Origin of the sequence: Pseudaquabacterium pictum (assembly GCF_005403045.1) — a bacterium.
Classification (GTDB): Bacteria; Pseudomonadota; Gammaproteobacteria; order Burkholderiales; family Burkholderiaceae_C; genus Pseudaquabacterium; species Pseudaquabacterium pictum.
In genome coordinates, this window is record NZ_BJCL01000002.1 from 214,774 (window position 1) to 229,390 (window position 14,617).

Annotated in this window: 15 protein-coding genes; 6 read left to right on the forward strand and 9 right to left on the reverse strand. The window is 70.6% G+C overall.

Annotated features, from left to right (window positions below; genetic code table 11):
- Positions 1–14: 14 nt before the first annotated feature.
- The 5 genes from rsfS to FFT10_RS05065 are packed head-to-tail and all read right to left on the reverse strand — an operon-like array spanning position 15 to position 4,488.
- On the reverse strand, positions 15–869 hold the full coding sequence (gene rsfS, locus FFT10_RS05045; RefSeq protein ID WP_137731692.1) for a ribosome silencing factor: 855 nt from the start codon (positions 867–869) through the stop codon (positions 15–17).
- Positions 870–880: 11 nt separating this feature from the next.
- On the reverse strand, positions 881–1,510 hold the full coding sequence (gene nadD / locus FFT10_RS05050; RefSeq protein WP_137731693.1) for a nicotinate (nicotinamide) nucleotide adenylyltransferase: 630 nt from the start codon (positions 1,508–1,510) through the stop codon (positions 881–883).
- A complete protein-coding gene (gene hemF, locus FFT10_RS05055) occupies positions 1,510–2,427 on the reverse strand; it encodes an oxygen-dependent coproporphyrinogen oxidase (protein WP_137731694.1) in 918 nt (305 codons plus the stop codon). The genes nadD and hemF overlap by 1 nt, the downstream gene beginning before the upstream one ends.
- Positions 2,428–2,476: 49 nt before the next feature.
- On the reverse strand, positions 2,477–3,760 hold the full coding sequence (gene purD, locus FFT10_RS05060) for a phosphoribosylamine--glycine ligase (RefSeq protein ID WP_137731695.1): 1,284 nt from the start codon (positions 3,758–3,760) through the stop codon (positions 2,477–2,479).
- Complete coding sequence (locus FFT10_RS05065) at positions 3,757–4,488, reverse strand: YebC/PmpR family DNA-binding transcriptional regulator (protein ID WP_137731696.1); 732 nt, start codon at positions 4,486–4,488, stop codon at positions 3,757–3,759. Before FFT10_RS05065 ends, purD begins: the two co-directional genes overlap by 4 nt.
- 110 nt (positions 4,489–4,598) lie before the next feature.
- On the opposite strand from FFT10_RS05065, the gene FFT10_RS05070 reads away from it, so the two are divergent.
- Positions 4,599–6,152, forward strand: a complete 1,554-nt coding sequence (locus FFT10_RS05070) for a helicase HerA-like domain-containing protein (protein ID WP_137731697.1) — start codon at positions 4,599–4,601, stop codon at positions 6,150–6,152.
- 15 nt (positions 6,153–6,167) lie between these two features.
- Here FFT10_RS05070 and FFT10_RS05075 read toward each other — a convergent pair whose 3' ends face one another.
- Positions 6,168–7,052 (reverse strand): LysR family transcriptional regulator, encoded by an 885-nt coding sequence (locus FFT10_RS05075; RefSeq protein ID WP_137731698.1) that lies wholly within the window; start codon positions 7,050–7,052, stop codon positions 6,168–6,170.
- Between the two features lie 105 nt (positions 7,053–7,157).
- Between FFT10_RS05075 and argC the strand changes: the two genes are divergently transcribed.
- From argC to FFT10_RS05090, 3 genes are all read left to right on the forward strand, one after another.
- Positions 7,158–8,081: an N-acetyl-gamma-glutamyl-phosphate reductase gene (gene argC / locus FFT10_RS05080; RefSeq protein ID WP_137731699.1), complete on the forward strand. Its 924-nt coding sequence runs from the start codon at positions 7,158–7,160 to the stop codon at positions 8,079–8,081.
- Positions 8,082–8,239: 158 nt separating this feature from the next.
- Positions 8,240–9,406 (forward strand): sensor histidine kinase, encoded by a 1,167-nt coding sequence (locus tag FFT10_RS05085; protein WP_228026958.1) that lies wholly within the window; start codon positions 8,240–8,242, stop codon positions 9,404–9,406.
- Between the two features lie 5 nt (positions 9,407–9,411).
- On the forward strand, positions 9,412–10,224 hold the full coding sequence (locus FFT10_RS05090; RefSeq protein ID WP_174246077.1) for a LytR/AlgR family response regulator transcription factor: 813 nt from the start codon (positions 9,412–9,414) through the stop codon (positions 10,222–10,224).
- Between the two features lie 36 nt (positions 10,225–10,260).
- Here the strand turns inward: FFT10_RS05090 and FFT10_RS05095 are convergent, their stop codons facing one another.
- From FFT10_RS05095 to FFT10_RS05105, 3 genes are read right to left on the reverse strand one after another with little or no spacing between them, the layout of a single operon-like run.
- A complete protein-coding gene (locus tag FFT10_RS05095) occupies positions 10,261–10,590 on the reverse strand; it encodes a protealysin inhibitor emfourin (RefSeq protein ID WP_137731701.1) in 330 nt (109 codons plus the stop codon).
- Positions 10,565–11,635 (reverse strand): M4 family metallopeptidase, encoded by a 1,071-nt coding sequence (locus FFT10_RS05100; RefSeq protein ID WP_228026959.1) that lies wholly within the window; start codon positions 11,633–11,635, stop codon positions 10,565–10,567. Before FFT10_RS05100 ends, FFT10_RS05095 begins: the two co-directional genes overlap by 26 nt.
- Before the next feature lie 41 nt (positions 11,636–11,676).
- The gene (locus FFT10_RS05105) at positions 11,677–12,927 is read right to left on the reverse strand and encodes a lipid A deacylase LpxR family protein (RefSeq protein WP_137731702.1); all 1,251 of its coding nucleotides are present in this window, start codon (positions 12,925–12,927) and stop codon (positions 11,677–11,679) included.
- Position 12,928: 1 nt separating this feature from the next.
- Here FFT10_RS05105 and FFT10_RS05110 point away from each other — a divergent pair, with 1 nt between their 5' ends.
- Both FFT10_RS05110 and FFT10_RS05115 read left to right on the forward strand, forming a co-directional pair.
- Entirely contained in the window at positions 12,929–14,038 is a 1,110-nt protein-coding gene (locus tag FFT10_RS05110; protein WP_137731703.1) for a hypothetical protein, read from the forward strand.
- Between the two features lie 135 nt (positions 14,039–14,173).
- Positions 14,174–14,614, forward strand: a complete 441-nt coding sequence (locus FFT10_RS05115; RefSeq protein WP_228026960.1) for a DUF2306 domain-containing protein — start codon at positions 14,174–14,176, stop codon at positions 14,612–14,614.
- Positions 14,615–14,617: the final 3 nt, after the last annotated feature.

Consider the following 14,617-nt stretch of genomic DNA (forward strand, 5'->3'; position numbering starts at 1 on the left):
GCGGGCGCCGGGCGTCAGCCGCGGCGCGCCGGGGTCTTGCGCGCTGCCGCCTTCTTGGCCGGCGCCGCCTTGCGGGCGGGGGCGCGGCCGGCAGCGGTCTTCACCGCCGCGGTCTTGCGCGCGACCGGCTTGACGACGATGGTCTTGACCTTGGGACCGGCGGGCGCGGCGGTCTTGCCAGCCGCGGCCTTGCGGGCGGCGGGCTTGCGGCCGGACTTGGCGGCAGCGGCCTGGGCCTCGGCAGCCTTGGCGGCGATGGCAGCCGCGGCGGCCGCAGCGCGCTCGGCATTGGTGGTGCGCACCGCCGGCTCACCGGCCCGCTTGCGCGCCGGGGCCTTCTTGGCAGGCGCCTTCTTGGCCACCACGGCCGGCTTCACAGCCACCTTTTGCGCCTTGGCGGCGCGCGCCGGGCCCTGCTTGGCGGGGGCTGCGGCCTTGCGGGCAGCGGCCTTGCGCTCGGGCGCCATGGCCGGGGCGTCGTCGTCCTCATCGGGCTCGCTGGCCTTGACCAGGCCGGTCTTGGCGGCGCCCAGCTTCATCTTCACCGGCTTGCCGCCCCAGATCTCTTCGAGGCGGTAGTACTCGCGGATGGCCGGCTGCATCACATGGGCCACGGCGGCGCCGCAGTCGACGATGATCCATTCGCCGTTGTCGCCACCCTCGGTGGCCAGCACCGGGAAGCCCGCCGCCTTCACCGATTCACGCACGCCGGAGGCCAGCGCCTTGGTCTGGCGGTTGCTGCTGCCGGTGGCGATGATCACCCGCTCGAACAGCGGCGAGAGATGCTCGGTGTTGAAGACCAGGATGTCCTGGGCCTTGACGTCTTCCAGGCCATCGACGATGGCCCGTTGCAGTTTGCGAATGTCCATTCAGCCTCGATTCAGCCTTGTTGATGGTGTGCATCGCCCCGGGGATAGGGCTGGTGCTGGTCAATATAGCCGGCCACGGCCGGCCCCACCAGCGGGGCCAGGGCCGCACCGGTGGCGCCGGCGGCGAGTTGGCGGCGGATGTCACTGGCGGCGATGTCGTGCCTTGGCAACGGCAAGGCCACCACCCGGTGTGGCACCGCCGCCATCGCCGCCGGTGGCGTGGGCGGTGTGCCGGCGCGGCCGGCCACCGCCAGCGTCAGCCGCTGGAGCAGTTCGGGCCAGTCGCGCCAGGTGTCGAAACGGCCGTACTGGTCCTGGCCCAGGATGAAGAACCAGTCGGCGCCGGGCGTCTCGGCCTGCAGTTCACGCACGGTGTCGATGGTGTAGGTGGGGCCGCTGCGCGCCAGCTCGCGGGTGTCGATCACCTGGCAGGGCTCGCCGTGCAGCAGCGCGGCCAGCATCGCTGCGCGGTCGGCGCCGGGGGCCATCTGCCGGCCGGCCTTCTGCCAGGGCGCGCCCGCGGGCAGCCAGCGCAGTTCGTCCAGCGCCAGCTGCTGCATGGCCAGCCGGCCCAGCGCCAGGTGGGCGAGGTGCGGCGGGTCGAAGCTGCCACCCAGCAGGCCGATCTTGCGGACGGCCATCAGCCCCCGGCCAGCCAGTCGCGCGGACGCAGGAAGTCGGTGTACAGCCGCGCCTCGGGCGTGCCGGACTCGGGCTTCCAGTCGTAGCGCCACTTCACGATGGGCGGCATGCTCATCAGGATGCTCTCGGTGCGCCCGCCCGATTGCAGGCCGAACAGCGTGCCGCGGTCGAATACCAGGTTGAACTCGACATAGCGGCCACGGCGGTAGGCCTGGAAATCCCGCTCGCGTTCACCGAACGGCAGGTTGCGGCGGCGTTCGACGATCGGCAGGTAGGCCGGCAGGAAGGCATCGCCCACCGCGCGCAGCATGGCGAAGCTCTGGTCGAAGCCCAGCTCGGCGAAGTCGTCGAAGAAGATGCCGCCGATGCCACGCGGCTCGCCGCGGTGCTTGAGGAAGAAGTACTCGTCGCACCAGGCCTTGAAGCGCGGGTACAGCCCGTCACCGAACGGCGCCAACGCGTCGGCACAGGTGCGGTGGAAGTGCTGGGCGTCGTCTTCCTGGCCGTAGTACGGCGTCAGGTCCATGCCGCCGCCGAACCACACCACCGGGTCCTTGCCGGCCGGCAGCGCGGCGAACATGCGCACGTTCATGTGCACCGTGGGCACCATCGGATTGCGCGGGTGGAACACCAGGCTGACACCCATGGCCTCGAACGGCGCGCCGGCCAGTTCGGGCCGGTGCTGGGTGGCCGAAGGCGGCAGCTGCGGCCCCTTCACATGGCTGAAGTTGCAGCCGCCGCGTTCCAGCAGGGCGCCGTCTTCCACCAGCTGGGTCTTGCCGTCGCCCTGCAGCCGCTCGCCGGGCGCGCGCACCCAGGCATCGGTGGTGAAGGCCTTGCCGTCGGCCGCCTGCAGCGCATCGACGATGCGCTGCTGCAAGCCCAGCAGGTAGCCGCGCACGGCGTTGGTGTCCATCGGGTCTCCTCGTCGGGGCCTGCGGCCGCCTGTTGTCGTCGTGGCCGGGTCAGCGCTTGATGGCGCGGTGGCCGATGTCGCGGCGGTACTGCACGCCGTCGATGCGGATGCCACCCAGGTGCTCATAGGCCTTCTGCTGCGCCAGCTTGGCCGAATCGCCCAATGCAGTGACGCACAGCACCCGGCCGCCGGTCACGCGCAGCGTGCCGGTGTCGTCGATGGCGGTGCCGGCGTGGAACACCACCGCATCTTCGCGGTCGACGGGCAGGCCGGCGATGGCATCGCCCTTGCGCGGATCGGCCGGGTAGCCGGCGGCGGCCATCACCACGCCCAGCGCCAGGCGGCGGTCCCAGTCGAGCTCCACCTTGTCGAGCGTGCCGTCGGTGGCATGCAGCAGCACGTCGACCAGGTCGCTCTTCAGGCGCATCAGGATGGGCTGGGTCTCGGGGTCGCCCATGCGGGTGTTGAATTCCAGCGTCTTGGGCCGGCCCTGGGCGTCGATCATCAGCCCGGCATACAGGAAGCCGGTGAACGGGATGCCGTCCTTGGCCATGCCGGCCACGGTGGGCAGGATGATGTCCTGCATGGCCTTGGCATGCACATTGGGCGTGACCACCGGGGCCGGGCTGTAGGCGCCCATGCCGCCGGTGTTGGGGCCGGTGTCGCCGTCGCCCAGGCGCTTGTGGTCCTGGCTGCTGGCCAGGGCCAGCACGTTCTTGCCGTCCACCAGCACGATGAAGCTGGCTTCCTCGCCGACCAGGAACTCCTCGATGACCACCCGTGCGCCGCCGGCGTTGTGCACCACGCCCAGGGTGTTGTCGACCAGCATGAAGTCGACCGCCGCATGGGCCTCGTCCAGCGTCATCGCCACCACCACGCCCTTGCCGGCGGCCAGGCCGTCGGCCTTGACGACGATGGGCGCGCCCACTGTGTCGATGTGGGCATGGGCGGCGGCCGGATCGGTGAAGGTGGCGTAGTGGGCGGTGGGGATGTTGTGGCGCGCCATGAAGTCCTTGGCGAAGGCCTTGGACGATTCCAGCTGCGCCGCCGCCTGCGTCGGCCCGAAGATGCGCAGGCCGCGGGCACGGAACACATCCACCACGCCAGCCGACAGCGGCGCCTCGGGGCCCACCACCGTCAGCGCCACCTTGTTGGCCTGGGCGAAATCGGCCAGGGCCACCGGGTCGGTGAGGGCCACGTTCTTCAGGCGGGCATCGCGGGCGGTGCCGCCGTTGCCCGGCGCCACGTACACCTGCTGCGCCTTCGAGCTCTGCGCCAGCTTCCAGGCCAGGGCATGCTCGCGGCCACCGCCGCCTATCACGAGAACATTCATGCGGAATCGGCCATCTCGGCGTTGTGGAACACGTCCTGCACGTCGTCGAGGTCCTCGATCACATCCAGCAGTTTCTGCATGCGCTCGGCATCCTCACCCGACAGGGCCACCGGATTCTCGGCACGCATCGTGACGGTGGCGATCTCGGGCTTCAGGCCGGCGGCCTCCAGCGCGTGCTTCACCGCTTCGTAGTCAGGCGGGGCACACAGCACCTCGATGGCGCCGTCGTCGTCGGTGATCACATCCTCGGCGCCGGCTTCCAGCGCCACTTCCATCACCTTGTCCTCGCTGGTGCCGGGGGCGAAGACCAGCTGCCCGCAGTGCTTGAACTGGAAGGCCACCGAGCCCTCGGTGCCCAGGTTGCCGCCGTACTTGCTGAAGGCGTGGCGCACCTCGGCCACGGTGCGCACACGGTTGTCGGTCATGGTGTCGACGATGATCGCCGCGCCGCCGATGCCGTAGCCCTCGTAGCGGATTTCCTCGTAGTTCACGCCTTCCAGCGCGCCCGAGGCCTTGTCGATGTTGTACTTGATGCGGTCGGCCGGCATGTTGGCCGCCTTGGCCTTGTCGATGGCCAGGCGCAGGCGCGGATTGGCCGAGACATCTCCCCCGCCCTGGCGCGCGGCCACAGTGATCTCGCGGATGATCCGCGTCCAGATCTTGCCGCGCTTCTCATCCTGCCGGCCCTTGCGGTGCTGGATGTTGGCCCATTTGGAATGCCCTGCCATGGGGGTCTTGCTCCTTGTGCTTGAGGCCGCGAGTTTAAGTGGTGGCCGCCTGCGGCCGGCTGACGGGCCGCTAGACTGCTGGCACCGTAGTCCCGCTGGAGCGCTTTCCGATGGCTGATCCGATCCTCGTCGCCCAGCGTGGCGACATCCGCTGCGAGCTGCTGCCCGCCCTGGCCAACCGCCACGGCCTGATCACCGGCGCCACCGGCACCGGCAAGACCATCACCCTGCAGACGCTGGCCGAGAACTTCTCGAAGATCGGCGTGCCGGTGTTCATGGCCGACGTGAAGGGCGACCTCACCGGCATCAGCCAGACCGGCAGCATCAGCCCGAAGCTGGCCGGCATCCTGGCCGAGCGTGGCATCGACACCCCCGCGCCCCAAGCCTGCCCCACCACGCTGTGGGATGTGTTCGGCGAATCCGGCCACCCGGTGCGCGCCACCGTCAGCGACATGGGTCCGTTGCTGCTGGCGCGCATGCTGGCGCTGAACGACACCCAGGCCGGCGTGCTGAACATGGTGTTCAAGATCGCCGACGACCAGGGCCTGCTGCTGCTGGACCTGAAGGACCTGCGCGCCATGCTGCAGCATGTGGGCGACAACGCCAGCCAGTTCACCACCAGCTACGGCAATGTCAGCGCGGCCAGCATCGGCGCCATCCAGCGCGGCCTGCTGCAGATCGAGCAGCAGGGCGGCGACCAGTTCTTCGGCGAGCCGATGCTCGACATCAGCGACTTCATGCAGACCACCGACGGCATGGGCGTGATCAACGTGCTGGCCGCCGACAAGCTGATGAACGCGCCGCGGCTGTATGGCACCTTCCTGCTGTGGATGCTGAGCGAGCTGTTCGAGCTGCTGCCCGAGGTGGGTGATCTTGAGAAACCCAAGCTGGTGTTCTTCTTCGACGAGGCCCACCTGCTGTTCAAGGACGCGCCGGCGGTGCTGCTCGAGCGCATCGAACTGGTGGTGCGCCTGGTGCGGTCCAAGGGCGTGGGGGTGTACTTCGTCACCCAGAACCCGCTGGACGTGCCCGACACCGTGCTGGGCCAGTTGGGCAACCGGGTGCAGCATGCCCTGCGCGCCTTCACCCCGCGCGACCAGAAGGCGGTGAAGAGCGCCGCCAGCACCATGCGCGCCAACCCGGGGCTGGACATCGAGACCGCCATCACCGAGCTGGGCGTGGGCGAGGCGCTGGTGAGCTTCCTCGATGCCAAGGGCCGGCCCAGCGTGACCGAGCGGGTGTTCGTGCTGCCGCCGGGCAGCCAGATCGGGCCGATCACGCCCGCGCAGCGGCAGCAGCTGGTCGGCAGCTCGCTGGTGGCGGGGGTGTACGAGAAGTTCGTCGACCGCGAATCGGCACACGAGATCCTGAAAGGCCGCGGCGCTGGCACGGCGGCGCCCATGGCCGGCGGGCCCAGCATGGCCGACGAGGCCCAGGCCGCGGCCCGCGGTGGCGCCACGCCAGCGGCGGCCGACGATGGCGGCGGCCTGATGGGCGGGCTGAAGGACATCATGTTCGGCAGCACCGGCCCGCGTGGCGGCCGCCGGCCCAGCCTGGCCGAGACGGCGGCCAGCTCGGCCATGCGCAGCATCGGTTCGGCCGTGGGCCGCGAGATCATCCGCGGCGTGCTGGGCTCGATCCTGGGCGGCAGCCGCCGCCGCTGACGCAGGCCGGCGTCCTCAGCCCGCCTGCGCCCGCAACAGCTGCCAGACCCGCTCGACCAGCGCATCGGGCGGGCCATCCCGCCGGGCCAGGCCCAGGGCGCGCCACAGCGGCGGGTCCAGCGGCCGGGTGGCCAGGCGGGCGTCCAGCCCGGCGGGGCCGCCGTCGTGCGGCAGCAGTGACGCCCCGTAGCCCGCCGCCACCAGGCTGCGCACGGCATCGTTGAAGTTCAGCGTGATGCGCGCCGCCGGCGCCAGGCCGGCCTGGGCGAACCAGTCGGCGCACAGCCGCGCCAGGTGGGTGCCGGCGTCGTTGAGCACCAGCGGCCGCGCCGCCAGCCAGGCCGGCGTCACGCTGTCGGGCAGGTCGCCCCAGACGGCGGGCAGCACCGCCAGCACCGGATCACGCCGCCAGGGCTGCACCAGCACACCGGCGCGCGGGGGCTGCGGCAGCGCCACCAGGCCCAGGTCCAGCCGGCCGGCGGCCAGGCCGGCCAGGGTGTCGGCCGAGGTCAGCACCTGCAACTGCACATCGATGCCGGGCGCCTCGGCCGCCAGCTGCTGCAGCACGGGCGGCAGCCACTGCACGATGACGCCGGTCGACGCACCCAGCCGCACCCGGCCGCCCTGCCCGGCCACATGGCGCTGCACCGCATCCACCAGCGCATCGGCCTCGGCCAGCAGGCGGCGGGCATGGTCGATCAGCAGCCGGCCGGCCGGCGTGGGCGTGGCCGCCGGCCGGCCACGGTGCAGCAGCGGCGTGCCCAGGCGGCTTTCCAGATCGGCCACATGCAGGGTGACGGTGGGCGGCGACAGCGCCAGCTGCTGCGCCGCCGCGGCGAAGCTGCCGCCATCGGCCACCGCCAGCAGGGTGCGCAGGCGGTCGAGGTTGAGTTCGCGCATCGGCTTGATTCAGAATTTCGGAATTTCACGTTTTACAGATTCAACTTGTCTGATGCAAGCCCGGCGGCGAGCATGGCGGCCCTGTCCTCCACTTCCGACCCCGCCATGTCCCAGCCCCTCGTGTTCATCGACGGTGACCAAGGCACCACCGGCCTGCAGCTGCGCGACCGCCTGCGCCCGCGCACCGACCTGCGCCTGCTGTCCCTGCCCGACGCCGAGCGCCGCGACACTGCCCGCCGTGCGCAGGCGCTGAACGACTGCGACATCGCCCTGCTGTGCCTGCCCGATGACGCGGCCCGCGAGGCGGTGGCGCTGGTGCGCCGGCCTGGCGTGCGCGTGATCGACGCCAGCTCGGCCCACCGCACCGCGCCGGGCTGGGTCTACGGCCTGCCGGAGCTGACCGCCGGCCAGCCGGCGCGCATCGCCACCGCCACGCGCATCAGCAACCCCGGCTGCTACCCGACCGGCGCGCTGGCCCTGCTGCGGCCGCTGGTCGACGCCGGCCTGCTCGCGCCCGCGCAGCCCCTGTCCATCCATGCGGTGTCGGGCTACTCGGGCGGCGGCAAGGCACGCATCGCCGAGTTTGAGTCTGCCGACAGCAGCGCGCCGCCGCTGCTGGCCTACGGCCTGGGGCTGGACCACAAGCATGTGCCCGAGATCCAGCACCATGCCGGCCTGCAGGCGCGGCCGATCTTCCTGCCGGCCTACGGCCACTTCCGCCAGGGCATCGTGCTGACCATCCCGCTGCACCTGGACGCCCTGCCGGGCCGCCCCGCCGCCGCCGACCTGCATGCCGCGCTGGCCGCCCGGCACGCCGGCACCCGCCATGTGCGGCTGCAGCCGCTGGCCATGCCTGGGCAGGCACCGACGCTGGACCCCACGGCACTGAACGGCAGCGACGACCTGGCCCTGTGGGTGCTGGCCCACCCCGGCCACCGCCAGGTGGTGCTTGCCGCGGTGTTCGACAACCTGGGCAAGGGCGCAGCCGGCGCAGCGGTGCAGAACCTGGACCTGGTGCTGCAGCGCTGACGGCACCTGCCGCATCTGGCGCCGGTGGTACCGCAGTTGGCGACAGCCGGCCGCAGGCTGTCGCCGCAGGCGGCACACCGCGCGCGGGCCGGTGCACAGTGGCTGCCCCGCACCGCCGACGCCTGCTGGCCCCCCAGGGCACAGGCCACAATGCCGCCATGGCCGCCCTGCCCCATGCCAGCGCCCAGCCGCTGATCGATCCCGATGGCCACCTGCCGCTGTGGCAGCGGTTGCTGCGACACCTGTTCGGCGGCCTGATGGTGTCGCTGACGGTGGGCGTCTTCATCTCGCTGATCTTCGGCGACGGCCTGTGGACCAACCTGGCGATCTCGCTGTGCGTCGGCGGCTGCATCCAGGGCCTGATCGAGGCCGGGCGCTACGCCATCTCGGCCGGGCTGCGCAGCATGGGCGTGCGCAGCCCGCAGGTGATGAAGAACTGGCCGGGCTGGCCGTTCATGGCGCCCTATGTGCTGGTGGCGGCCCTGGTGGGCTACTGGCTGGGCCGCAACCTGGCGGCCATGCTGCTGGGCCACCCCTGGCCGGTGCAGGTCTTCGGCAGCCAGCGTGGCCTGGTGCTGGTGCTGGCCATCACCGTGGCGGTGTCGGCCGCGGCCACCTACAACTTCTTCATGCGCAGCCAGGTGGCCACCATCGCCGCCCAGGCCGAGGCCGCGCGCCGACTGGCCGGCGAGAACCAGCTGCGCCTGCTGCAGAGCCAGCTGGAACCGCACATGCTGTTCAACACCCTGGCCAATCTGCGGGTGCTGGTGACGCTGGACCCGCCGCGCGCCCAGGACATGTTGGACCACCTGATCCGCTACCTGCGCGCCACGCTGGGCGCCAGCCATGCCAAGCTGCATCCGCTGGCCACCGAATTCACCTGCCTGGACGACTACCTGGCGCTGATGGCCCTGCGCATGGGCCCGCGGCTGCAGGTGCAGCTGGACTTGCCGGAGGCCCTGCGCCAGCTGCCAGTGCCGCCGCTGCTGCTGCAGCCGCTGGTGGAAAACTGCATCCGCCACGGCCTGGAGCCCAAGGTGGCCGGTGGCCGCATCACGGTGCGCGCCGAGTTGCAGGCCGGCCAGCTGCTGCTGACGGTGCGCGACACCGGCGTGGGCCTGGCCGATGGCGCAGCGCCGGTCCCGGCCGCGACGCCCGGTGACGGCACCCACGATGGCAGCCACTACGGCACCCGCCATGTCGCCGACCGCCTGGCCACGCTGTACGGCCCGCGGGCCAGCTTCCGGCTGCGGCCGGCGCCCGATGCCGACGGCGGCACCCTGGCCGAGGTGCGCCTGCCGATGGACACCCCCACCCCCGCCTGAGCGCCATGCCCACCGCCCTGATCGCCGAAGACGAACCCCTGCTGGCCCAGGCCCTGGCCGCCGACCTGGCCCGCCTGTGGCCCGGCCTGCAGCTGCTGGCCACCGTGGGCGACGGCCTCAGCGCCAGCGCCCAGGCCCTGGCACTGCGGCCCCAGGTCTGCTTCTTCGACATCCGCATGCCCGGCGCCACCGGTCTGGAGGCGGCCCAGACGCTGGCCGAAGACTGGCCGGCAGGCGTGCCGTTTCCGCTGCTGGTGTTCGTCACCGCCTACGACCAGTACGCCCTGGCCGCCTTCGAGGCCCAGGCGGTCGACTACCTGGTCAAGCCGGTGGATGCCACGCGGCTGGCAGCCTGCGTCGCCCGGCTGCAGAAGCGCCTGGCCGATGCTGCGGCGCCCGCGGCGCCGGGCGATGCGCCGCTGGCCCAGGCGCTGGACCAGCTGCGCGCCCTGCTGGGCAGCGGCATCGGCGTGGCACCGGCCCCGGCGCCGGCACGGCTGGAAGTGATCCAGGCCGGCGTGGGCAACACCGTGCACCTGGTGCCGGTGGCCGAGGTGCTGTACTTCGAGGCCGCCGACAAGTACCTGCGGGTGGTGACGGCCGAGCGCGAGCACCTGATCCGCCTGTCGCTGCGCGAGCTGCTGCCGCAGCTGGATGCGCAGCAGTTCTGGCAGGTGCACCGCAGCCTGGTGGTGCGGGCCGCGGCCATCACCACCGCCACGCGGGATGAATCGGGCAAGGTCTTCCTGCAACTGCGCGGCCGGGCCGAGCGGCTGACCGCGAGCCGGCTCTACGCCCACCTGTTCAAGGGCATGTAGCGGCCCGGCAGACCCGGGTTTACCGCCGGTCCGCCGCTACACCGGCCGGAACGGCTGAACGCCCCGCACAAGCTGCAGCAGCGCGTCAACATCGGCCGGCAGGTCAGACCGATCGAAGACCTGCGTGGTGCGCTGATCGCCGGCCGTCACGTCAACCACCAGTTGCTGGGCGTCCGGCATCGGCGCCTGCGGCATGTCCGGCAGTGCGCGCAGACGAGTCACCAGCGCGTCCGTGGGGTCCCGGACCTGGGCGTCCAGTTCAGTGCGGCGCACGGTGCAGCCGAGTTGCACGGCCGCAAAGCCGCCCTGCTCCCGCAGGGACAGCGAGGTCCATTGCTGTTCAGAGTCCAACCGCTTGCCAGGCATCTTGGAGGGCCTTGTGAACCGTGCTGCCTGCACCGTGCTGGTCGGAGGCAATCATGAGGGTGGTGGAGACCATCTCGCCGAAATCGCTGTTTGCCGAGAGTTTACGCATGGCCTCGTACCAGATCGCTCCGGGCAGTTGCCATGCCGGCCCACCCAGTCTGCGGGCGAACAGGTAGAACGCATGGTTCGGGATGCCGGAGTTGATGTGCACGCCGCCAAAATCCCCCGGACCGGTGTACAGCGATTGCATGTGCTTGGGCTGCGGATCGGTGCCGATGGCCGGATCGTCCTCGTAGGCCTTGCCCGGCCCGAAGTCGCGCAGGCCACGGGCCTTGGTGGCGGCCGGTCCGAGCAGCTCGCGGCCGATCAGCCAATCGGCCTTTTTGGCGGACTGCTTCAGCCGCCATTGGCGCACCAGGATGCCGAACACGTCTGCGAAGTGCTCGTTCAGGGCGCCGGACTGGCCCTGGTAACGCAAGTTGCACTCGTGCGCGATCACGCCGTGGGTCAGCTCATGACCGACGACATCCAGGCTGCGGGTGAAACGCAGGAAGGCGTGACCGTCGCCGTCGCCGTACATCATCTGCCGGCCGTTCCAGAAGGCGTTGTTGATGTTGTGGCCCAGATGCACGCTGGACACCAGGGTCATGCCCTGGCCGTCCAGCGAGTTGCGGGCGAAGACCGTGTTGAAGAAGTCGTAGGTGCGCCCGCTGTGGTCATACGCCTCGTTGACGGCAACGTCGGCCACCTTCGGCTGGCCCTCGCCACGCACCAGCACCCCAGGCATCGACGACTGGCCCAGGTGCTGCCCGTCGTAGACCTGGCGGTTCTTCTTGCCGCTGGGCGACATCAGCGCCGCCATGGCCGGCATCTCCTGCATGGTGCTGCGCAAGGTGCGCGCCTGCGCGCTGACCTCGATCGCCGCGACCGCGGTCTTGCGCACCGCAGCATCCGCGCTTTCAGCCATGGTCTCCAGCATGTAGGGCGGAATGATGCAGTGCAGGGGGTGGTGGCTGCAGCCGCAGCGCAGGGCTTGCATGGGCATGGTGGACTCCGGGTTGTTCAAGCGACGGGTGGCGGCACGGATCACTGCTCGCGCTGCAACTGGATGACGCCATAGCGCTGGACCGCCGCCAGGCGCTCGCCAGGCAGTTGCGGGCGGTCCTGCGAGAACTCGCGGCTGCGCCAGATGTGCGCGTAGCTGATGCGCCACTGCGATCCGATGCGCATCGACACACCCAGGCTTGCATCGGCCACCAAGGGTTGGCGGGTGATGAACCGGGTGGCAGGGCTGTCGCGGAAGGTGTTGCCGTCGATGAAGATGTTGCGCGCCACGGCGCGCGCCTCGAAACCGGCAAACGCATAGAGCGGCGAGCCCCGGCGCGCCGACTGCGCAGGCGTGCCGGCCGTGGCGATGGCCGATTGCATGGGTTCCAGATGGCCGAAGCCATCGAGGTCACGACCGATGCGCATCTGCCCGCCAGCGGCTGCCGACACCAGCACGTTGCCGGCGGATAGGCGCCAGTGCGGCAGCACATCCACCAGCGGGCCCAGCGGCAAGCGACGCACCTGGGTGTAGACCAGTTGCACCGCAGGCTCGTCCCGCAGCTGATGGCCCCAGCCCTGGGGCGCGACCGCGCCGACCAACCGGTGCCATCCGCGCTGAACCGCACCGGCACCCGCGCTCGGACCCACGACGCCGAGGCTGAGATCCAGCACCTGCAGCCGGCTGGCCTCGCCCTGCGCATCGGGCAGGTCCATCAGGCGGGTGCGGTTGCCCAGGTACAACCAACCGGCATAGGGCCGGTCGTCGAGGCTGGGGACAGCGCGGCGCAGGTTCCGGGGGGTGTACATGTTCTGTGCGCCATAGGTGTCCACGGCGACTTGTGCCTGCCCGGGCACGCAATCGCCCACCCGGCACAGCCAGCCACCCGTGCGACTGCCATAGGCCTGGACCCAGCCACCGGCTGATGCCTGCGCCTGCGCCAACGTCTGGCCGGTGCGCAGCCGCAGGATGCGGATGCCGTTGGTGTAGTGGCGATCGGTGCGCCCGCGGGCGAAGAGGTCGTTCTCCCATTGCAGCGCCCAGGTTGCCTCGTCGTCCGACGGCTGCGGCACGGTGGCGGGCTGGGCATGCGCTGCCAGCACGCCGCCGCCCAACACGAGCCACAGCAGTGCCTGGCGCGTGGTCCGTGCCCATCGCATCCGCACGCCTGGGTCGCGGATCGGTTGGAGCGGGGTCATCGGCAATCCTGGTTGTTGCGGCACGCCAATGTCTGTCGGGCCTGCATCCGGCGAATCGTCAGGTTGCAGGATGCGTCGGCCAGCGGCACTCACTATGGTCCGCAAGCACGCCCATCCGTCGTGTTACCACTTGAGGAAGGACATCTCCATGACACGTCTGACAACCGAACGCGCTGGCCAGCTTGCGCTGCCGTGCCTGCTGGCTGCCGCATTGGCCGGCTGTGCGGGCATCGAGAGCGCGCCTGTGGGTGGACAGGACGTCGTCGAGGGCGTGGCCTACCACCTGCCGATGCGCTTCTTCCAGCTGAAGGTGACGGTGGCCGACCAGAAGGTGACCGCGCTGGACTGGTCGACCTCGGAGGCATTCGCCGATCCGGCACGGGCATTCGTCCTGCGCTACAACGCGCACCTGATCGGCAAGACCACGGTCAAGGTCGAGGTCAACAGCAAGGGGCTGCTGAGCACCGCGAACACAGCGACGACCGACTCGATCGCGGCACTGGGCACGGTGCAGCCCAACAAGGTGCAGGAGAAGCCCTCCATCCTGCCGTCGAAGACCGAGGCCGACGCCCCGGTGGACAGGTGTCCCGCCAACGGCGACTATGTGTTTGTCTTCGACAAGCCAGAGCAGACCAAGATCCTGTGCGGGCAATGGATCGATGTCCGGATCGCGCGTGCCCCGGCCGGCGCAGCAGACAACCTGCCAGCCGCGGGCGCCAGTTCCCCAGCGGGAGCGCCGGCCACGCTGGCCAGGACACCCGGGATCTACTACCGGATCAACCGGGCCTTTCTGGCCACCGCCCAGGCGCCCGTCTCCGGGTCCAAGGCCAGCGTGGGCCAGAGCAAGCTGCTGCTGGCTCCGAATGATTCACCGACCGTGCTGCTGCCCTTCGGCCGCACCGTGTTCGCGGCCAACGATGGGGACATCACGCTTGTCGACGGCGTGCTGCAAGCCTATGAGCAAGCCAACGACGGTGAGCTGGCAGCGATGCTGAAGTTCCCCGCCAGCATGTTGGGCGCCTACTTCTCGGCGGTGGGCAACGTGTTCAACGCATTCACCGAACGCGACACGCGTGCCCTGTCGGTGCGCCAGGCCGACCTGAAGAACGACATCCTCCGGTTCAAGCTCGACCGCTGCCTGGATGCGCTGAAGAAGAATGACACGGCGGCATTGCAAAGCCTGCAGTGCGACGCGCTGAGGTGAGCATGCCGGGCCTGCCGCGTTCCGGCCCGCGCTGCCGGCACTTCGCGACCGCAGCAGGTGCTCGGTCGCAAGCCCGATGAACGGACCACGCGCAGGGCCGATCATGGCGTCCATTGCTTCACGCACGACGCCAACATGCTGCCCACCCTACCTTTCGCCACCAGCTTCGCCAACCTGCTGGACCGTCACCCGTTGGTGTTCTTCCACCTCGTCACCGCGCTGCTGGCGCTGCTGATCGGCTCGGTGGTGATGCTGCGCCGCAAGGGCAACGGCAGCCACCGCGCCTGGGGCTGGGCCTGGGTGCTGCTGATGGGCAGCACGGCCATCGCCAGCGCCTTCATCCGCGACTACCGCCTGCCCAACCTGGCCGGCATCACGCCGATCCACGCCTTCACCGCCATGGTGGCCATCAACCTGCCGCGCGGCATCTGGTTCATCCGCCAGGGCAACGTGGCCGCGCACCGCAAGACCATGCGCAGCATGTACTTCGGTGGCTGCATCGTCGCCGGCGTGTTCACCCTGCTGCCGGGCCGCTTCCTGGGCCGCCTGCTGTGGCAAGGCCTGGGACTGCTCTGACCC